The organism is Nitrospira sp., from assembly GCA_016873435.1.
Lineage (GTDB): Bacteria > Nitrospirota > Nitrospiria > Nitrospirales > Nitrospiraceae > VGXF01.
Window position 1 is genome coordinate 1 of record VGXF01000009.1, and the last position, 19,714, is coordinate 19,714.

The 19,714-nt window shown below is 61.2% G+C and carries 17 protein-coding genes, 3 tRNA genes, 1 other RNA gene and 1 pseudogene; 7 read left to right on the forward strand and 15 right to left on the reverse strand.

Annotation, left to right across the window (positions count from 1 at the left end):
- Nucleotides 1–94 precede the first annotated feature (94 nt).
- The 5 genes from FJ248_06455 to FJ248_06475 all read right to left on the reverse strand — a co-directional run bounded on the left by FJ248_06455 (nt 95) and on the right by FJ248_06475 (nt 4,299).
- The gene (locus FJ248_06455) at nt 95–355 is read right to left on the reverse strand and encodes a hypothetical protein (GenBank protein MBM4120527.1); all 261 of its coding nucleotides are present in this window, start codon (nt 353–355) and stop codon (nt 95–97) included.
- Between the two features lie 345 nt (nt 356–700).
- The gene (gene argB, locus FJ248_06460; GenBank protein ID MBM4120528.1) at nt 701–1,600 is read right to left on the reverse strand and encodes an acetylglutamate kinase; all 900 of its coding nucleotides are present in this window, start codon (nt 1,598–1,600) and stop codon (nt 701–703) included.
- Between the two features lie 60 nt (nt 1,601–1,660).
- Complete coding sequence (locus FJ248_06465) at nt 1,661–2,638, reverse strand: tyrosine recombinase (GenBank protein MBM4120529.1); 978 nt, start codon at nt 2,636–2,638, stop codon at nt 1,661–1,663.
- A complete protein-coding gene (locus tag FJ248_06470) occupies nt 2,611–3,930 on the reverse strand; it encodes a methylenetetrahydrofolate--tRNA-(uracil(54)-C(5))-methyltransferase (FADH(2)-oxidizing) TrmFO (protein ID MBM4120530.1) in 1,320 nt (439 codons plus the stop codon). The genes FJ248_06465 and FJ248_06470 overlap by 28 nt, the downstream gene beginning before the upstream one ends.
- A gap of 294 nt (nt 3,931–4,224) precedes the next feature.
- Nucleotides 4,225–4,299, reverse strand: a tRNA-Val gene (locus FJ248_06475).
- 565 nt (nt 4,300–4,864) lie between these two features.
- On the opposite strand from FJ248_06475, the gene FJ248_06480 reads away from it, so the two are divergent.
- Entirely contained in the window at nt 4,865–6,016 is a 1,152-nt protein-coding gene (locus tag FJ248_06480) for a tetratricopeptide repeat protein (protein ID MBM4120531.1), read from the forward strand.
- 7 nt (nt 6,017–6,023) lie between these two features.
- Here FJ248_06480 and dksA read toward each other — a convergent pair whose 3' ends face one another.
- The 7 genes from dksA to FJ248_06515 all read right to left on the reverse strand — a co-directional run bounded on the left by dksA (nt 6,024) and on the right by FJ248_06515 (nt 11,430).
- Nucleotides 6,024–6,467 carry an RNA polymerase-binding protein DksA gene (gene dksA / locus FJ248_06485; protein MBM4120532.1) on the reverse strand — a complete coding sequence of 148 codons (444 nt, stop codon included), beginning with the start codon at nt 6,465–6,467 and terminating at the stop codon, nt 6,024–6,026.
- A 125-nt stretch (nt 6,468–6,592) separates the two neighbouring features.
- Nucleotides 6,593–7,195: a recombination protein RecR gene (recR, locus tag FJ248_06490; protein MBM4120533.1), complete on the reverse strand. Its 603-nt coding sequence runs from the start codon at nt 7,193–7,195 to the stop codon at nt 6,593–6,595.
- A 114-nt stretch (nt 7,196–7,309) separates the two neighbouring features.
- Nucleotides 7,310–7,636, reverse strand: coding sequence for a YbaB/EbfC family nucleoid-associated protein (locus FJ248_06495; protein ID MBM4120534.1), 327 nt, complete (start codon nt 7,634–7,636; stop codon nt 7,310–7,312).
- A complete protein-coding gene (gene dnaX, locus FJ248_06500; protein MBM4120535.1) occupies nt 7,636–9,417 on the reverse strand; it encodes a DNA polymerase III subunit gamma/tau in 1,782 nt (593 codons plus the stop codon). Before dnaX ends, FJ248_06495 begins: the two co-directional genes overlap by 1 nt.
- Before the next feature lie 166 nt (nt 9,418–9,583).
- Nucleotides 9,584–9,683, reverse strand: an RNA gene (ffs, locus tag FJ248_06505) — signal recognition particle sRNA small type.
- 266 nt (nt 9,684–9,949) lie between these two features.
- Nucleotides 9,950–10,039, reverse strand: a tRNA-Ser gene (locus FJ248_06510).
- 314 nt (nt 10,040–10,353) lie between these two features.
- A complete protein-coding gene (locus tag FJ248_06515; protein MBM4120536.1) occupies nt 10,354–11,430 on the reverse strand; it encodes a HEAT repeat domain-containing protein in 1,077 nt (358 codons plus the stop codon).
- 366 nt (nt 11,431–11,796) lie between these two features.
- On the opposite strand from FJ248_06515, the gene FJ248_06520 reads away from it, so the two are divergent.
- The 4 genes from FJ248_06520 to clpX all read left to right on the forward strand — a co-directional run bounded on the left by FJ248_06520 (nt 11,797) and on the right by clpX (nt 15,335).
- Nucleotides 11,797–11,879 (forward strand) — tRNA-Leu (locus FJ248_06520).
- 108 nt (nt 11,880–11,987) lie between these two features.
- On the forward strand, nt 11,988–13,319 hold the full coding sequence (gene tig / locus FJ248_06525) for a trigger factor (GenBank protein ID MBM4120537.1): 1,332 nt from the start codon (nt 11,988–11,990) through the stop codon (nt 13,317–13,319).
- Nucleotides 13,320–13,423: 104 nt separating this feature from the next.
- Nucleotides 13,424–14,056: an ATP-dependent Clp endopeptidase proteolytic subunit ClpP gene (gene clpP, locus FJ248_06530; protein ID MBM4120538.1), complete on the forward strand. Its 633-nt coding sequence runs from the start codon at nt 13,424–13,426 to the stop codon at nt 14,054–14,056.
- A 34-nt stretch (nt 14,057–14,090) separates the two neighbouring features.
- Nucleotides 14,091–15,335 carry an ATP-dependent Clp protease ATP-binding subunit ClpX gene (gene clpX / locus FJ248_06535; protein ID MBM4120539.1) on the forward strand — a complete coding sequence of 415 codons (1,245 nt, stop codon included), beginning with the start codon at nt 14,091–14,093 and terminating at the stop codon, nt 15,333–15,335.
- A 356-nt stretch (nt 15,336–15,691) separates the two neighbouring features.
- On the opposite strand, the gene FJ248_06540 is transcribed toward clpX, so the two are convergent.
- The 3 genes and pseudogenes from FJ248_06540 to FJ248_06550 form a co-directional block, all read right to left on the reverse strand.
- Nucleotides 15,692–16,501 carry a HEAT repeat domain-containing protein gene (locus FJ248_06540; protein ID MBM4120540.1) on the reverse strand — a complete coding sequence of 270 codons (810 nt, stop codon included), beginning with the start codon at nt 16,499–16,501 and terminating at the stop codon, nt 15,692–15,694.
- Between the two features lie 758 nt (nt 16,502–17,259).
- A pseudogene (gene tatA, locus FJ248_06545) lies at nt 17,260–17,385 on the reverse strand (twin-arginine translocase TatA/TatE family subunit).
- A gap of 143 nt (nt 17,386–17,528) precedes the next feature.
- Nucleotides 17,529–18,731: an aminopeptidase P family protein gene (locus FJ248_06550; GenBank protein ID MBM4120541.1), complete on the reverse strand. Its 1,203-nt coding sequence runs from the start codon at nt 18,729–18,731 to the stop codon at nt 17,529–17,531.
- Nucleotides 18,732–18,779: 48 nt separating this feature from the next.
- Between FJ248_06550 and FJ248_06555 the strand changes: the two genes are divergently transcribed.
- The gene (locus FJ248_06555; GenBank protein ID MBM4120542.1) at nt 18,780–19,253 is read left to right on the forward strand and encodes a hypothetical protein; all 474 of its coding nucleotides are present in this window, start codon (nt 18,780–18,782) and stop codon (nt 19,251–19,253) included.
- A gap of 72 nt (nt 19,254–19,325) precedes the next feature.
- The gene (locus tag FJ248_06560) at nt 19,326–19,709 is read left to right on the forward strand and encodes a hypothetical protein (GenBank protein ID MBM4120543.1); all 384 of its coding nucleotides are present in this window, start codon (nt 19,326–19,328) and stop codon (nt 19,707–19,709) included.
- Nucleotides 19,710–19,714 lie beyond the last annotated feature (5 nt).

The following is a 19,714-nucleotide window of genomic DNA, read 5'->3' on the forward strand; positions in this document are numbered from 1 at the left end:
GGACCGTCGGTCCTGCCTGTTGGACGACTGGATTGAGCGGAAAGGGGGACTATCCCGGGGCGCCGTGTCCGGCGCGCCGGGATAGCAAGGAATCTTACTTCAGGTGCTTGCTGACCAGCTTAGTCATCTCGAACATCGAGACCTGCTTCTTGCCGCCAAACACCGGCTTGAGTTTCTCATCGGCGTTGATCATGCGCTTGTTCTTATTGTCCTGCAGCTTGTGACGCTTGATGTACTGCCAGATCTTCTTCGTCACCTCGGTGCGGGGCATTGCCTTGGAGCCGATCACCTCGCCGAGCGTGGCGCTGGGAGTCATAGGTTTCATGAAGGCGGCGCTAGGTTTTCTCTTGGCCATCGTGGGTATCTCCTTAGTAAAAGAGTTGGTTGAAATTCCCCCCCCCCTGGGGGGGATCTTCTCGGGCGAAAGAGTGCGATATTCCGAGGGGAAAGTCAATCCCTCTCCTGAAGAAGTACGCACGAGCGCCCTGCGTAGGCCGCCAACCGCGCACCCCCCGTGGTACTTAAACGAGCCGTTCAGTGTGACCTGCTACGTCTCCTCCTCGCTGTCCTTCAGGTCCATGTTTTGCTGCACGACCCCGGCAACGCGGTCCTCGCGCCCACTCAGTCAATGAGTTTTTCGGTACGTTGCAGGAGCAGAGCGAGGCGAGGGCGATGCCAGAACCCTTTTTCAGCATCCTGACTAGGCGATGATTTCCGTGCCGATGCCTTTGTGCGTGAAGACTTCCAGGAGAATGGCGTGCGGCATCCGGCCGTCGATGATGTGGGCCTTCTGTACGCCACCGCCCAGCGCGGTCAGGCAGGCATGGACCTTTGGCAGCATGCCCTCACGGATGACGCCCTTCTTAATCAGCCGCTGCATGTCTTTCTGCGAGAGTGTGGAGATGTGACGCCCCTTCGCGTTGCGGATACCCTTGACGTCCGTGAGCATCAGTAGCTTCTCAGCGTGCAGGGAGGCAGCTACCGCGCCAGCCACGAGATCGGCGTTGATGTTGTAGGTGTTGCCTTCCCGATCGGTGCCGATGGGCGCGATGACCGGAATAAAATTATCCTGTTGCAGTTTCTGGATCAGGGTCGGATTGATGGACTGGATGTCGCCGACGTAGCCGAAAGTGTCGTCCTCGGCGCCGTCCTCGTCCGCTTCCATGCCGAGGCTGTCAATCCAGGCCTTGACCGTGAGTGGCTTGGCGGTGATGAAGCCGCCGTCCTTGCCGCTGACGCCGACGGCCCGCCCGCCGTGCCGGTTGAGTAGATCTACGATCTCCATATTGATCTTACCGGCAAGGACCATCTCGACGATTTCCATCGTCTTCTCGTCCGTCACCCGCACGCCCTGCTTGAACTTGGCCTCGAGGCCAAGGCGGTTGAGCATCTCATCGATCTGCGGCCCGCCGCCGTGCACGATGACGGGGTTGATGCCGACGTACTTCATCAGAACAATGTCCTGAGCGAATTTGTCCTTGAGCGAGTCCTCCGTCATGGCGTTGCCGCCGTACTTGATGACGATGGTCTTGTCGGAGAATGCGCGGATGTAGGGGAGCGTCTCGACCAGAATATTGGCTTTTTTGACAAGCTTGTTCATCGTGGTACTCGCCTAGCGCGCATCTTACAAAATAACATCGTGCAACACAATGTTTGAGCGTCAGGATTTCTGTTTGGCGGACGTTTTGCGCGCGGCCGGCGCGCGGCCGGCGCGTGGATGCGCCCGGTCATAGACCTTCATAAGCTGATCCATCGCGACGTGCGTGTATTTTTGCGTCGTGCCGAGCGATGCGTGGCCGAGCATCTCCTGGATCGCGCGGAGGTCAGCGCCCTCGTCGAGTAGGTGTGTGGCGAAGGAGTGGCGCAGCGCGTGCGGGCTGACGCGCCCAGCGGCCAGCAGCGTGGAATAGCGGGCGACAAGCCGTGCCACGCTGCGTGCGGTCAGCCGCCCTCCGCGCGCGTTGCAAAACACAGGATGCTCGTGTTTTACATGACGGGCCGCCCCTACCTCGCGGCGACGTGGGAGCGACGCGTGTCGGGACAACGCGTCGTGATATTCCTTGATTGTCTCGAGGGCCACGTCGCCGATCGGCACGATGCGCTCCTTGCGGCCTTTGCCGCGCAGCCGCACGAGCCCCTCTTTCCAGTCCACGTCCTCATCGTTCATGCCAACGAGCTCGCTCACACGCGCGCCGGTCGAATAGAGCGTTTCGAGGATAGCGCGGTCGCGACGCGCAGCGAGCCCATTGCCCTCAGGTAGCTCCATGAGCGCGGCGGCGTCATCCTTATTCAGTACGCGCGGGAGGGGCTTTGTCTGCCTGGGCGTGCGGACGTCCGCGGCGGGATTAGCGCTGTCGCCCGTGTGGCGATTCAAAAATCGATAGAAGGAGCGCAGCGTGGCCAGCTTGCGCGCCATCGAGGATTTTTGCTCCCGTTTCTGATCGAGCCAGAAGAGATACTCGCGAACCATCAGGGCATCCACGTCGGATGGTTTCAGTGTGGGGGCCGATGCGGGATATTTGGATGTGGTGAACGCAAGGAACTGGCGGAGATCAGAACCGTAGGCGCGGATCGTGTCGGGCGAGGCGCCGCGTTCTTCAGCGAGGAACGTTACGAAAGCCCGGATTGCTTTCTCCATCCGTCAAAATCCTCCAAGGCCCGGCGGACGATCTGCGCGCGTTTCTCCTCCTTGTCCTGCACGCGTGCGGAAAGCGGCGGGAATAGACCAAAGTTGGTATTGATCGGCTGGAAATGCGCCGACGGCGTTGTGGTGATGTAGTGGAGCAGCGCGCCGTGCGCCGAAGTCGGCGGCGGCGTGACGAGCGGCAGATCGTTCAGGCCGCGTGCCGCGTTGATGCCCGCGAGGCCGCCCATGGCCGCCGATTCCGTATAGCCTTCTACGCCCACGAGCTGTCCGGCAAAGAAGGCCGTGCTACGTACTTTCAGTTGTAGGGTGCTCTGCAGCAGCGCGGGCGAGTTGATGAAGGTGTTGCGGTGCACGCTGCCGTAGCGGAGAAATTCAGCCTGCTCCAGCCCAGGGATGAGGCGGAAAACCCGCTTCTGTTCGCCGTAGGTGAGCTTGGTTTGGAAGCCGACGATGTTGTAGCAGGTACCGTGGCAGTTTTCGGCGCGGAGCTGTACGACGGCGTAAGGCCACCGGCCGGTCCGCGGATCATCGAGACCGACGGGCTTCATGGGGCCAAAGAGCATCGTCTGCGGACCACGCTCGGCCATGACCTCAATGGGCAAACACGATTCGAAGTAGGGCGTAGCCTTTTCAAAGTCCTTGGGCTGAACCTTTTCGGCCGCCATCATCGCCGCGTAAAACGTGTCGAAGGCCACTTTATCCATTGGGCAGTTGAGATAATCGCCGCCCCCCTTATCGTAGCGCGAGGCGCGGAAGACGACGTCCATATTGATGGAGTCGGCATCGATGATCGGCGAGATCGCGTCGAAGAAATGGAGATGTTGTGAATTTGTGATTCGCTGGATCGACGCAGCCAGCTTGTCGGACGTCAGCGGTCCAGTGGCGACGATGCACACGCCGTCGGGTGGAATCTCGGCAATTTCCTCGCGCAGGATACGGATGTTGGGGTGACTCTCAAGCGTCTGCGTGATCTTCTGCGAGAACTGGTCGCGGTCTACCGCAAGCGCCGCACCGGCCGGTACGCGGACTTCGTCGGCTACGTGGAGGATGAGCGAATTGAGCCGTCGCATTTCCTCCTTCAGGAGGCCCGGCGCGCTGATGTTGTCGGTGGAACCCAGCGAATTAGAACAGACGAGCTCAGCCAGAAAGTCGGTCTTGTGCGCCTTGGTCGACTCCTTAGGGCGCATCTCGTAGAGCGTGACGTTCGCGCCGCCGGAGGCCGCTTGCCAGGCCGCTTCAGACCCGGCCAGTCCGCCGCCAAGGATGACGATGTCTTCACGCATGGGGGAGGAGTCCGGGGTGAATCAAAAAAAGGATGGGGCATTGTAGGAAGCGATAGATGGAACGTCAAGTTGAGCGGATAACACGTCGCGCAGCGACACCGCCTCCGGTGCCCATACACCATGCCCCGGTGGTATTACTGGGGCCTCACTGCTCGGCGGGATCTAGTCAGAATATGAGCGGTCGCACCACACACCGAGCGCAGCGTGCAAAGCACTTCGGCCATGGCGGGATTTCTCCGCCAGGATCAATTGCTCCAAAGCCTTGAATGACCAGCGGATCAGGCAAGCGAGGGTTGGTGGGCGATACAGGTATCGAACCTGTGGCCCCTTCCGTGTGAAGGAAGTGCTCTACCACTGAGCTAATCGCCCACGGGGAACAAGTGTAACATGGCCTCCGAGCCAGTTCAATGTACCGCCTGCCAACACCCGACGAAAGTCTGCGTTTTTCTGGAGAGAATAGACCAGCCGGACTAGACCGCACCTCACGAAACGGACCTGTATGCAGCAAAAGAGGTGATGCGTCAAAGGTATGCTCATCATTGGAGCAGTTGTGTTGGCGGCGAAGGTGTCGGCTGGGTGTGCCACGAATTGTGATGCGGATATGAGTTGGTACAAAGTGGCGCACCGGTAGGTACTCAGCGCTCGATGCGACGGCACAGGTGTATTCGCTCCCGCTCAAGGGGCCAAGCGCCGGTGGAGGATTACCCCGGAGGCGCTGGCGGGCGGTCATGCTGTATCCGCTCAGTGGGGTGCTTGATTACACGCTCATTCTACCGTCCAATGCACTGGCCGCCACGTTTCCGGCGGTTGTTGGTTATACCAGCGAAGATGCGCGGAGCGACGTGCGGCGGCTAAAGTAATACGAACACCCGCGGTGTGCTCGGCGGCTGAAAGGGGGGCTTCCAGCCGCCGTGTGGTTTTTGTACAATCCCTCATGCCCAGGGCACATTCCTTTCGATACGCAAGCGCCTGCGCCTCCATGCTGACGGTTTTCCTGTTGGCGGCCTGTGCAACGTCGTCGCCGCCGTCAAAGCTGCCGCCATCAGCCACCGACCTCATGCTCTTGAAGTCCGCCAAGCTGTGCGATGCCAAGAAAACGGTGCTCGAACGGCAGGCCGGCGTGCGGTTACGACGGGAGATCTGGGGCACCGGGGAGGAAATTCGGATTCCGTCCGATCGTAGTCCCACCGGTTCTGAGGAGGCGCTGTTCTTCGACCAGGAAGATCAGCTGGTCGGCCTGCTGTTTGTGTTTCCCGCACCCGTGGATCTCACGCCCTATCCGGTGCTGCGGGAGACGCTCGGTAAGCTCAAGCCCACACTCGAGTTTTATTTGAATATCGGCCAGGTGTCGGTCAAGGACAGTCTCGATCCGAGCGCGCTCTACGACACCGGCGATGCGACGACTACGGTGCGGTATCTCGTGCTGACCGGCAGCCCGCCCATGCTGCTAGCGTCGTCGTTCACTGTCGATCCCTATGCCAAGCTGATGTCGCCCTACCGAGCCGAATTTCTAGCGAGGATCGAGCGGAGCCATGCGAAGGTGGCGCCCAGCGCCAAAACATCCGGCAAGGGCTCGACGGACCGGGAACCATTCGCTGCCCTCCAGCAGTTTGCGCGTGGCGAGGCGGCACATTTCGGTTCCTGTGGCGCAAAGGACCACGTGCGGGCCGCCGATGCCTACGGCAAGGCCATTACCGTCGGTTTCTCGGACAAGCTTTGGCTCGCCGAGGCGCATCATAAGCTGGGCCTGGCACAGTTGGCCTCCGGCAAGCCTGAACCGGCCAGGGCGGCCATTGAAAAAGCCCTCGCCATCCGTCCCAACACGGCAGAGTTTCTCAACAGTTTGGGAACGGTGTACGCAAAGCTCAGCGACCGCACGAGAGCGGTGGCGATGTTCGAACGGGCCGTCACGCTGCGGCCGAATTACGTCGTGGCGCGATTCAATCTGGCCGAGGCCTACGAACAGGTCAATCCCCGGCGGGCGATTGCCGAGTATGAGACCTACTTGGCGCTGGTCGAGGGTATTGCGGAGGAGAAAGGCCGCGCGGCGCTCGCCCAGCAACGCGTGGAGCTCTTGAAGCGATAGGGGGCGATCAGCCCCCGGCCTGTTCCGCTTTTTCCTGCCGGGTTTTGCACTCGATACAGAAGGTGGTAACCGGGCGGGCCTTGAGGCGTTTGAGCGGAATGTTCTCCCCGCAGCCCTCGCAAATACCATAGGTCCGCGTGGCCATTCGGTCGAGGGCGTCGTCGATTTTCTTAATCAGCTTCCGTTCCCGGTCCTTGATCCGCAGCGCAAAATTCTGATCTGCTTCCGCCGTGGCCTGATCATTCATGTCCGGAAAGGTATCGAGGCCGGGCCGCTGCTCGACAACCGCCTCGGCGCCGTGAAGCAGTTCCGTGCGCTGTCGGTGGAGGGTACGGAAGATCAGCGCGTACTTAGGATCGCCGGCGTAAGGCCGCTTTTTCTTCGACGCGGTCTGTTTCACTGCCCGGGACGGAGCGGCAGCGGGAAGAGAGGATTTCCGTGTGCGAAGCATTATCGAGGAGCTCCGAAGAAAATTATAGCTACATGACCGGGGCCGGTCAATACGATGTCACGCATGAAGTCAGAAGTTGACACGCACAAACGCAGCATCAGTCATACATTATCGTTCATTCATTCCTAGAGGTCCCGCCGCCCTTCCAGCGATTTGATCAGCGTCACCTCGTCCGCGTATTCGATATCCACGCCGACCGGAATCCCGTAGGCGATTCGCGACACGCGACTACCGTAGGGCTTGAGCAAGCGTGTGAGATAGATGGCGGTGGCCTCGCCTTCGATCGTCGGATTGGTAGCGAGGATGACTTCCTCGATGCCGCCGGCCTTCACGCGCGCTTCGAGGTCCTGTGCTCGGATGTCTGCGGGGCCCACGCCGTCCAGTGGGGAGAGGGCACCCAGCAGGACATGGTACAGGCCGCGATAACCGCCGCTACGCTCGATGGCATAGAGCGTACTCGGCTCCTCGACGACGAGAATCTTCGCACGGTCGCGTTTGGGATCGCGGCAAAACTCGCAGAGTTCACCCTCGGCGATGTTACGGCACTGACGGCAGAAGGTCAGCCCATCCTTGACGGCCTTGATCGCGTCGGCGAGCCGCAGGGCGTCGTCTTTCTCGGTTTTGAGCAGATGGAAGGCGAGGCGCTGCGCGGTCTTATGTCCAATTCCCGGCAGCCGGACCAGTTCGCGAATTAGTTGCGCGAGCAGACCCTGGTTATCGAGACCCATAGATTCCCAACGATGAATGATCAAGCATGTCTGATGAGTGAAAGGACGAGCGGGCGACGGAGGCCATTCCTGTCAGCGGCCTGCATTCATACTTCAGCATTCTGATGCTATTGCTCAAAAGAGGCCCGGCACCGGCATCCCGCCCGTGATGGCTTTCATCTCGCTAGCCATGAGGTCCTTCACCTTGCGCAGGGCGTCGTTGGAGGCCGCGGTGACCATATCTTGGAGAAGCTCGCCATCGCCAGACGTGAGCGCATCCGGATGGATGGCCACCGACACGATCTCCATGGCCCCGTTGGCTTTGACCGTCACCATGCCGCCGCCGGCTGAGCCCTCAGCGACTTTGGTCGCCGCCTGCTCTTGAAGTTTGGCCAGCCGGTCTTGCATGGCCTGGGCTTGCCGCATGATGTTGCCCATGTTCCCAAATGGATTTTTTGACATCAGGTAGTCTCCTTACGCTCGGCCTGCCGGATATCCACCACGTCGCTGCCGAAGACGTCGCGAGCCTGCTTTACGAGCGGATGCGTGCGCGTTTGCTCAAGCAGCGCATCCTTCTGCGAGCGGGCGCGAGCGGCGCGGGCCTGCGCAGGCGAGGGCGCTGCCGTCTGGCTAGCGGCCAGTTCGACGACGCGGATTTTGACTGGCTGGCCCGCGAGCGCGCTGCAGCAGGCGACGACGACCTGTTGCGTAGCGGGCTTGTCCATCATGCTGCGCGCCACCGATGCCGAGGCGGGGTAGCCAATCATCACCTGGTTACCCTCAATGCCCACCAGCGAGCCCATCTCCAAAAAAGCGCCGACATTTGGATGCTTGCCGGACACATGCTCGACCACCTGCTCCCAGTTCAATTGCACGGGCGGACCGGACTGAGGCTGCGAAACCAGCTTGGCTGCTGGCGCGGGCGCCGCCGGTTTCGCCGGAGCCGGAGATGGCTTTGCCGGGGCGGACGAGGCTGACAGAGTCGTGGGGTATGGCGGAGACGGTGCCGCCGGCCGTGACGGCGGCGCAGGCCTACCCTGCAACGATGCGCTCTGTGTCGTGGCCGGCCGATTAAGCGGCGGCGGTGCAGTTGGACGCGGAGGTGCTGAGGGCGCTGGAGTCGGAGGGGAAACCTGTGCGCTGGCGGCCGACAGGCGCGCTGCTTTGATGGCCGCTGATTCAAGCACGAATCGCGGATGCGCGCTCAGGCGCAGTGCGTCCTCGGCCTGTGCAAGAATCCGAAACAGTTCCTGGACCTGCTCGACAGAAAATGATTTCGCATCGGAGACAATCTGGCGAATGTCCTCCTCGGGCGCTTCGATCAGGCTAGGTAATTCTTGTGCAGACGGCACGACAGCGGCGACGAGCATGTGGCGAGCGTATTCCACGAGCGCAGCGGCGTAGGCGCGGAGATCATGGCCCTGGTCCAGCAGCTGCGCGATGACGTTGACGGCGGCCGGACCGTCCTGCGCGATGACGGCGGCGACCATGGTGCGGACATGCTCTTGAGGCACGGTGCCGAGCAGCGTTTCGAGGTCGTCGGGCTTGACGGACTTGCCGGCAAAGGCGACGGCCTGATCAAGGATGCTCAGCGCGTCCCGCATGCTGCCCTCGCTCGCGCGCGCAATGGCAGAAAAGCTGCGGTCTTCGACAGTGAGGCCGTCTTGCTGTGCCACAAAGCGTAGCCGCTGGACGATCTCGGCGTGTGGGATGCGCCGGAAATTGTAGTGCTGGCAGCGTGAGAGGATCGTGGCGGGGATCTTGTGGATTTCCGTTGTGGCAAAAATGAAGATGACGTGGGCCGGCGGCTCCTCGAGCGTTTTAAGCAGCGCGTTGAAAGCCGAGGTCGAAAGCATGTGCACTTCGTCGATAATGTAGACGCGGTACTGGCCATGAAACGGTGTGAACTTGACGTTCTCGCGGATCTCGCGCACGTCGTCCACTCCGGTGTTGGAGGCGCCGTCGATCTCGACGACATCCACCGAGGTGCCGTTCGTGATCTCCTTGCAATTGACGCAGACACCGCAGGGGGTCGCCGTGGGGCCCTGCTCGCAGTTGAGTGCCTTGGCTAGGATGCGGGCCATGGTGGTTTTGCCGATGCCGCGGGTACCGGAAAAGAGGAAGGCGTGCGCGATTCGCTTACTGGCGATGGCGTTCGACAGGGTCTGGACGACGTGCGGCTGTCCGATCACATCCTTGAACGTGGCCGGTCTGAATTTTCTCGCGGAGACTTGGTAATCCATCGTGTGCTTATGGAAAACGGGTCAATATGGCCACAGGGACGCAGGCACGCCCCCCCTTAGGGGGGCAGGGAGTGCCTCGATGGCATGCACCGAGAGAGTGCAGTCCGATCGGACGTCCTCGGCGGGGACAGAGGCGATCCCTGCGGCGCACCGTCTCTCTCCAATGCGGGGCCAGGTGATCCTGCGGCACACCAAACGATCCGCTTACCGTTGCTTCCTTCCGGACCTGGCGGGGTTCACAGGGTTTGGTTGCACAGGGCCCAGCCCCTATCTCTTGGCGCGCGACACATTGCTCCACGAGGTCGCGTAGCAACACCGCTTCCGGTGCCGGCCCACCACGACTTGTTGGTCCTCTGGCACGCCACTGGCCGTTGGCTAATGAACGAGGGGTTCAGTCGCGCCGAACCCCGAGCGCAGCGGCCACAGATCATACACCACTTGTGTGAGTGGCCCCCGCAGCGCGGCGAGGCGCACCCGCCATTTTGTATCTCAAAACGGCGTGCGCGCGCCACCATGTTACGTGGCAGCGTGGTGGCGGAGAGGGTGGGATTCGAACCCACGGTCGGGTTACCCCGACGCATGCTTTCCAAGCATGTCGATTCGGCCACTCTCGCACCTCTCCGCGCGATCCCAGCCGGAGCGCATCTTAGCATGGTGGGGGAGAAGGAGGCTACCCGATGGCGAGCCTACAACGCGTAGCGAAGACCGACTAAAGTGCTCTGACGGATATTTTGAGTTCGTTCACTTATCGGTGGGAAACAAAAGGCGGCCGAGAGTACCGTCTCAGCCGCGTTTGAGATGACGCGAATGACAGAATGATCAAAAAGCTCTTCCGGCTAGGCCGCAACGAGCGAGAAGCCGAGGCGTGCTGTTTCTAAGTACGTTGCCGGCTCAAGACAATGCGAGACGACGCCGGAGGCCTTGTTCAGCCTCCTGCTAGCTAAATTGATCCCACGTATCGCACTGCTTGATCGCCCAGAACACCGCTTCCCTGAGTTTCTTCAGTTGGATGTTCTCCGGATCGCGGATGGCCTGCAGCTTTTTGTCCAAGGCGTAGAGTGGCTCGATCGAGCGCTTGTCGGGCAGCTTGCCCAGCGCCCAAGCCACTTCCGTGAGCACGGTCCAATCCGCATTCGGATTGTTGAGCACCTCTAGTAGCGGCAACACGATCGTGGCGTCGCCGTGCAGGCCGCCCACCTGTCCGAGCCCCTTGGCGGCGGCGGCCCGTAACTCGTCGTCCTTCGAGTTTTTCAGGATGTCGATCAGGATGGGAATGCCGTCCTTGCCGATGTTGCCCAGCGATTCGGCGGCCTGCTTGGCCAGCGCCTTGTCTTTGAGCGCTTCCTTCAGCCGCGGCAGCGCGGAATCGGCCAACATCTCGCCGAGTAAGGAGATGATTTTCAGCCGACGCATCTGGTTGCCCTTGGCCTGTTCGAGTACGGTGAGCAATCGGTCGGCCTGGCCCCAGTCGGCAGTCACGCTGACCGGGAAGTCATAGACGTTCAGGCGGTCCTTGAGCGTGGCCATGGCGTAGTCGCCAGGATTGCCGGCCCCCGCCTTCTGCGCGGCTGCCGCGGCGTCTTCAAAATCCGTCCGGACCTCCTTCTGCCAGTTGATCTTCATAGCGCCCAGCGCATAGTTGAGTTGGCAGGCAGGGCCCTTCCAGACGCGCGAGGGAGAATCGGGGAGATCGGCGTCGCCGCCGGAGGCCGTTGTGCCCTCCCAGGTTTTCCGCTGCTCGCATTTGATCTTGAAGACGACGTCATGCGGCTTGGAAGCGTCCGTGATGACGGTATAACCCAACTCTGACAGACGCGTAACGCCCACGTCTCGAAACGGGCCCGCATCTACCGAGCCCTTATCGGTAAGAGCGATGGCTTCGACCAGGACTGTCCGGATTTTAGCCAGCTGGTCTTTCTGTTCAGGCGTGAAATAATCGCGATAGGCGCGGGCCGGTTCCTGCGCGAGAAAGACTAGCGACAGGATAACGGTAATCAAAGTGGCGCGCTTCATAAAGCACCTCCTGGAGGTGCGGGCCAGCCGGTCTGAGAGGCGGTGAATGGCACGGGAGAAAAAGAAACCATACTGAACGGTAGGGAACCGGTCCGCCTCATGTCCCCGGTCATACACCCGCGCGAACTGACGCTCCAGTATACTGCGATCAGCCGGCGCGCACCAGCCTTTCCAGGGTTGTGATAGGGCGCCTCTTCGGCATGTTCCGTTGGCTTGGCTTGAGGCCGGCCGGCCAGTCATTCCCGGTCCATTCCGATTGCTTGACAGTGGCGAGGGGGGGGCTGTACAACCTAACTCAAGTGTCGGCGTAGCAATGAGTTGTGAGTAGTTCCGAACCAGCCCCGACCAGCAGGCTTCCGGCAGGGCGCGAGAGTGGCGGAACTGGCAGACGCGCGAGACTTAGGATCTCGTGGGAAACCGTGGGGGTTCGAGTCCCTCCTCTCGCACCAAACAGAGCTTGCTCGTGCTGGCTGCTTATTCTCTGAGCAAGTGATTGAGCCGCCGTAGAAACACCTCAAGTTCATCCAAAAATTTGATTCTCCTAACGTAGAGGCACCATGAAAGTCGAAGTCACCGAACTGGGACCGCTCAAGCGGTCGTTGAAAATCGAAGTGCCGCAGGAGGACGTGAATCAGCAGTTCACCGCCGTCTATGGGGAACTGAACCGACAGGTCCGTATTCCGGGCTTCCGTCCGGGCAAGGCCCCGCTGAATTTGCTCGAACAGCGCTACGGCAAGGATGTCGGCGAGGACGTCATCCGCCGCCTGATTCCCACCTATTATGAAAAAGCGATCCGCCAGGCCGGCATCGTGCCGGTCGTGGTGGAGGTGCCGCCGATTGAGCGGGTCAAGATCAAGAAAGACGCCCCCTTTTCCTTTACGGCTACTGTCGAGATTAAGCCGTCCATTCAATTACGCGACTACAAGGCACCTAATCCGATTTCGCTCAAGATGGACCCGCGGACGGTGACGGATGAGCAGATGAACAAGGTGCTGGATACCCTCCGTGAGCGGCAGGCGAAGCTGGACGCGGCACCGCCCGGCACGGCACTAGCCGACGGGTCCTACGCCGTCCTGGATGTGGAGGGGTTTCTCGATCTGGCGCCGCTCGAAGGAGCCACGAAGGCCGGCATCGTGCACAAACTCGGGGCCAAGCTGCCGGTCATGGGTCTTGAGGTGGACGAGCAACTCACGGGCAAGAAAGAAGGACAGTTAATCGAGGTTTCTCAGCCCTATCCCGCATCCCATCCGGATCCAAAGCTCGCGGGCAAGACGGTCGTGTTCCGGATCACAGTGGCAGCGGTGAAGCAGAAGCAACTGGCGCCGTTGGATGACGAGTTCGCCAAGGATTGCGGGCCGTACAGTTCGCTCGCTGAATTGACAGACAAATTGCGCGAAGAAATGGAACGCGCCCTCAAGCGCGAGATCGAAGACACCTACAAAGACACGATTTTGAAACGCCTGGCGGAGACGCATCATTTCGACGTTCCCGAGACGCTCGTCGAGCGGGAACTGGCGGCCATGGTCCGGCAGCGGCTGGACCAGGAGGCACGGATGCGGGGCCGGCAGCCGGTGGCTGACCCGGAGGCCCACGCGGAACGTCAGCAGGAGATCAAGAAGCTGCAGGAAGAGTTCCGCCCCGAGGCCGAACGGCGCGTGAAAATCGGCATGATTCTCGAAGCGATCGCGGAGAAAGAAGGGCTGGCGGTGGAGCAGGGCGATCTGGACGCCGAGGTGGCCAAGATGGGGGCCGAGCTTCGGCTGCCGGTGGAAGAGATCGCTAAGATCATCAAGGCGGGCGGTGACGAGGCGATCGACGAGCTCAGGGGCCGCATCATGGCTGACAAGTCGCTCGACTTCGTCTATCGCCACGCCGTTATCCAGAAATAACCGGACGCAACGGGCAGCAAGGAAAAGGGCGAAAAGCTGTTGCGCGCATCCGGTTGTGGTAAGATTAGATCATCCAAAACAGATAGAGAAAGGAACCAGCCAGTATGCTAGTGCCGATCGTTGTTGAACAGACCAACCGCGGCGAACGCGCCTACGACATCTATTCGCGCCTGCTGAAGGATCGGATCATCTTTTTGGGTGCGCCGATTGACGACGTGTTTGCCAATCTGGTCATTGCGCAGCTGCTGTTTCTGGAGGCGGAGGACCCTGAGAAGGACATCAATCTCTATATCAATTCGCCGGGGGGCAGCGTGACGGCTGGGCTCGGCATCTACGATACGATGCAGTACGTCAAACCGCCGATCAACACGATCTGCCTAGGCCAGGCGGCGAGCATGGGCGCGCTGCTGCTGACGGCGGGCACCAAGGGCAAGCGGTTCGCACTGCCGAACGCGCGGGTGATGATTCATCAGCCGATGGGCGGCTTTCAGGGGCAGGCGACCGAGATCGACATTCACGCGCGGGAGATTCTCAAAATCCGCGAGCGGCTCAACGAAATCATGGCCAAGCACACGGGCCAGCCGCTCGACAAGATCGCGCAGGACACCGAACGGGACTATTTCATGTCGGGCGAAGAGGCCAAGCGGTATGGGCTGATCGATGAGGTTATCGTCCGACCGCCGAAAGCGCTCAAGGGTGTCGGCAAGGACGCCGATGGAGACGGCAAGGGGAAGTAGCGCGCGCCACACACCGCTATAATGGGGAGACGGCATGCCCAAGCAGGATAAGACAGACCGGCATCTGCGGTGCTCGTTCTGCGGGAAGAGCCGGGACGAAGTCCGCAAGCTGATCGCTGGTCCCACCGTCTACATCTGCGACGAGTGCGTCAACCTCTGCAATGACATCATCGCGGAGGATTGGGAGGAGGCGAAGGAGGAGATTTCCTCCAAGCTTCGTAAGCCCCACGAGATCAAGCACCACCTCGACCAGTACGTCATCGGGCAGGACCGCGCCAAAAAGGTCCTCTCGGTGGCCGTCCATAACCACTACAAGCGGATCGCCGCCAGCGAAGTCGACGACGTCGAGCTTCAAAAGGGCAACATTCTGATGATCGGGCCGACCGGTACGGGCAAGACCCTGCTGGCGCAGACTCTGGCTAAATATCTGGACGTGCCCTTCACGCTCGCAGACGCCACCACGCTGACGGAGGCGGGCTACGTTGGCGAAGACGTCGAGAACATCATCCTCAAGCTGCTCCAGGCCTCCGACTACGACGTCGAGCGCGCCGAGCGCGGCATCGTCTACATTGATGAGATCGACAAGATCAGCCGCAAGAGTGACAGCCCGTCCATCACTCGCGACGTGTCGGGCGAGGGCGTGCAGCAGGCGCTGCTCAAGCTGATCGAGGGCACGGTTGCCAACGTGCCACCGCAGGGCGGGCGGAAGCATCCCCACCAAGAATTCATCCAAGTGGACACGAGCAACATCCTCTTCATTTGCGGGGGAGCCTTTGTCGGGCTGGACGGGCTCATCGAGCAGCGATTGAACAAAAAGCAGATGGGCTTCGGCGCGGACATCAAGACCAAGGGCGAGACGCGGCTCGGTGAAATGCTTCCCCATGTGCAGCCCGAGGACCTTCTGAAATACGGACTGATTCCTGAGTTTGTCGGGCGCCTGCCGGTCGTGGCGACATTGGAGGAGCTGGATGAGCACGCCCTGGTGCTCGTGCTGACCGAGCCTCGCAACGCGCTCATCAAGCAATACGAGAAGCTGATGTCTTTCGAGAAAGTGAAGCTGAAATTCACCGACGGCGCGATTGCTGCCGTGGCACGGAAGGCCTTTGCACAGAAGGCCGGCGCGCGCGGACTCCGCGCGATTCTCGAAGAAGTCATGTTGGACCTCATGTACGAGATCCCCTCGCAAAAGCAGATCAAGGAAGTGATGATCAACGAGGATGTGATTGTTGGCAAGGGGCAGCCCATTCGCATCTATGAACAGGATACGAAGTCTGCCTGACACCAACCGGTCCACGAGAGTGCTTGCCACGGGGTGTCCCTCCTAGCGGGGAACACCCCGTAGTTTTTTAAGCGGTCAGATCCCTTCCGCCGTACGCTATGCTAACCAGCGGTACGTAGAGGGCGCTATTGATGAAATTGCCGCTCGATGTGACGAAGGTTCACTAGGGCAGGCCGCTGGAACGCGACACCAAGCGGGACACAATCGCTCTCTTGGATGAATGGGGTGAATTATTCGGGGCGGCCAAAGGCGAGGGCGATTGTCGATTACATCAGTTTCTCGCTGCAGCAGAACTGTCCCGCGGAGGCGCAGCGTCAACCGCGCGCAGGCCCAGTGGCGGGAGTTCGTTGACTCTCTTAGGAAATCTTCGTCGGAGAATTGATCTGTTCCAGCGCCCAGGAAGCCCAGCGCCGGACGACCGGGTCCGGGTCGCTCAAGGCGGCTGTGTGTAGCGCCGCCACGACCGTCTGGTCACCGAACTTTCCTAGTCGGTAAGCCGCCTCGCCACGGACGCCTGCATCGGAATCGTTCAGAAGCCGATCGCGAATGGCCGGCAATGCGCGGGTGTCCACCATTTCGCCCAGTGCTGCTACGGCGCCCTGCCGCACCTGCGCGTCGGGATCATTTAGCGCCGCGAGCACGGCAGGATAGGCCGATCCGGCCTCGAGCCACGTCAACGCCGAGACAGACGCTCGCCGGGTTTCCACGTCGGAGAACTTCAGTCGCTCTGACAGCAATTCGATGATGGCGTGTGTGGCGCCGATGTTGCCGAGCGCCAGCGCTGCAGCCTGTTTGACGGCGGGAGACGGATCGTCCAGCCGCTTGGCCAGTTCCAGCCCGGCCTGATCCAGCACGTCTTCACCCAGATTGCCCAGCGCCCAAGCGCTCATGGCACGGACGGCCGGCTCCGTATCGTGCAGACTGCGCAGCAGAGCCGGCGCGGTGTCAGGCCGCGCGATTTTTCCCAGCGCCTGCGCCGCGGTGGTACGCGTCTTCGGATCGGTATCGTCAAGGAGCGTGATGAGCACCGAGGTCTGTTGAGCCGGATCAGCGGGAGGCGATTGGTTCCAACAACCAGCCAAAAGCAACAGGAAGCATAGAACATAGGGTGGAGAGCTCATGGCGAGAAAACTGGTGGGGGAGGAAACTCTCCGGCCAGCCGGCATAGGCTATACGCTCTTTGACGCTCTCACGCTGGTTTCGGCGGGTCGTCCTGCGAGGCGGGCATGTCCTTGGCGTTCTCGATCGTCTGCTCAATTTCCTTCTGCGCCGCATCGATCTCGGCCTGGATCGTCCGCATCTGCGGGTCCACCGTCGAACGGACGTCGTTCACGGCGCTACGAAAGGTCCGGAGCGCATCGCCCAGTCCCTCGCCGAAACTCTGCATCTCGTTAGGCGGCGTCGGGGCTGGCTGCGCCTTGGCTTTGCGCGCCGCCTGTTGCGCCTGTACGCGGGCGACGGCATCCTTATTCACGATGGCCGATGGTCGCGCAGTCTGGGGTTTCGCCTGTGCGCCCGGCGGCAGCGGTGGATATTGCGCGCGCATCGTCGGAGCCGGCGCGGTGGCGCGCTGCTCCATGGTCGGCGGCTGATAGTTGGGATAGCCGCCCTGCGGCGGCGCGCCGACCTGCGCGGCAGCAGGGGCTGGGGCAGCCGGCTGCTTCGGCTGGTAGGCCTTCGGGGCGGCAGAGGCCATCATCGCGGCGGTTGTGCCAGGCGTGGCTTCCGAGCCCGGCTGATAAGCCGCCAGCGTCAAACGCCCGCTTGCCGCGGCCGCCGCTTGAGCCGCCGCGCCGGTCACAGGCGCCGTCGCCTGCGTCTGCGGGGTCTGAGTCTGCTGGACAACTTGCGCATCTTCAATGGGAGCCGGAGCCTGGACTTGCTGAACAGCCGGGTCAACGGGAGGCGGCTCCTCGTGCACAGCCTTCTTGAAGCCCTTCAAAGCTTTGCCGACGCCCTCGCCCAGAGCGGGCAGGCGGCTGGAGCCGAAGAGAATTAATACAATCACCAGAATGATAATCAGCTCGGAGAACCCCATCGTGCCAAACATGGAATAATGCTATCGGTCGCGGGCGCGCGAAGTCAAGGAAAAGGCCTGGGAGACGTGAAAGGTCTGGCGCTAGGAGTGCGGAGTGGCCAGAAGAAGCAGGTCATCTTACTCCGCCCCCTCCGCCGTACGTTTAACGCCCTACGCTATTTCAGGATCGGGACAATCTCCGTCTGCACCGGCTGGCCGAAGACGAGGGCCTCGCGGTCGGCCAGATAGACGTCCAGCTCGCTCCGGATGCCAAACTCGCCGGGCAGGTAGATGCCGGGCTCAATGGAGAAACAGGTCCTTGGCATAAGGCGTCGACCGTCCTTCGTCTCGAGATTATCGATATTCGCCCCGTTGCCGTGGACCTCCTCGCCAATGGAGTGGCCGGTGCGGTGGATGAAGCAGTCACCGTAGCCGGCCTTTCGGATGACCGTGCGGCACACGTCATCTACGTCGGCCCCACAGGGGAATTTCCCGGACGACACATTCGTCTGCACAAACCGCAGGGCCGCATCGCGCGCGTCGCGGACGGTTGTGAACACGTCGCGCTGGCGTGCCGGGACGTCCGCTCCGACGAATCCAGTCCAGGTGATGTCGGCATAGACGCTGTCGGCCGTAGGCTTCTTGGCCCAGAGGTCAATCAGGACCAAGTCACCTTTTTTAATACGCCGCGATCCCTTCGGCGCTGGACTATAGTGCGGGTCGGCGCTGTGGGCGTTGACGGCGGCGATCGGCGGTGTGGCCGTCGTGAGCTTGTGCGCCCGGATGCGGGCGAGGATGAACTGCTGCAGGTCGTATTCAGTTAGCGAAGCGGGTGTCGTGGCGCGCCGGCGCACGTGCGCGAAGGCCTCATCCACGATCCGACGTAGTTTCGCTGCCGCATATTTATGCGAGGACAGTTGGCGGTCGTTCCACACGGCTTCGAACCGCTGCACCAGATCGGCCGAGGTGACGATCTCGACGCCAAAGCTTCGGATCAATTCACTCGTGCCCGCATCCACGCGTGAAATATAGGGTACGGCGTTCATCGGCGAATACTGCATCGCCGTTCGTTTCACACCCGTCAGCACAGCGGCCAGTGCCTGATGCTGCTCCTGCCAGCCGGCGTAGAGCCGGGTCTCTCCGGGCAGTTCGTCGAGTGTATGCGGTTCGATCTTGTGAAGAATTCTGATGGGGGTACCCTGGGCCGGAATCCAGTAGTACCAGCGGCGCGTCACGTGTCGGGCTGGATCGAGCTTCAGAACGCGATAGGCGAGCGGATCGCTATGACGGAAATCGTAGAACAACCAGCCATCAAGGCCGGAGATATCGCGCAGCGCCTGTTGAATCTGGGCAACATGCGAGGCATGCGGAGAGAGCATGGCACATCTTAAGACAAAACCGTTCGATCATGCTACAATTCCGCTATCGTGACAGCGTCTTCTCCGCAATCCGCTCCCGACGCACCCCCGTACCGCATCACGCTGTTTTATGGTCCCGAACCGGTCGAGGGCTGTCCCGGCACGCTTTGCTGCACCTTCAACGTCAAAAAGCGCAGTTGGAAGGGCGGTGTGCAGATTGCTGTCGAAATCGAAGAGGCCCAGGTGGCTCGGGCCCGGCGGACGGTGGGATTTGAACAGTGGCTCACGCGGATTCTCTCGACGCTGCTCGATGCCGAGCGGGCGGACTACGAGAGCCGGGCGCAGGATCTCTTTGTGCAGCAGCTCTGCGCGGTCAAATTGGACTGTGCGATCGAGGCGGGGCTCAAGCAGGAAAGCCGGCGATTGACGGCCGACAGTATTCAGCAGGCCCTCGACGCGGCCGTGCCGGTACGCAGTCACGAATTACTGCAGCGGATTCTGGCCGAACTGGATGTCGCCCCATATGGGGGCACGCAACTTTGAATCGGTCCGAGAATTTGCTATAACCGGGGCATGCCAATCCGTTCCCACCCCGTCAACCAAGGAGGAACCCCCGTGCGATATCTATTTACCAAAACCCTAACAGTGATGGTGCTTGTTGCTTTCTGCAGTCTGACCGTCGTCCCTGCTGGGCAGGCGCAAGTTTCATCCAGCGAGGACACCGAGAATACGGGCACCCAGGCCGGGCTGGGCGCGGCTAGCGTCCTCGTAACGCTGCCCTACAGCGCCACCAAATTCGCCTTCGCGGTCCTGGGCGGGGTGTTCGGCGGCTTCACCTACGTCTTCAGCGGCGGGAATCTGCAGGCGGCCAATGCCGTCTGGGATACCAGCATGCGCGGCACCTTTGTCATCACGCCCCGCCACCTGAAAGGTGAGGAGCCGATTCGTTTCCTCGGTATGCCGTCGGCTCATGACCAGGTTCCTGTCCCCGCGCCCTGACGATG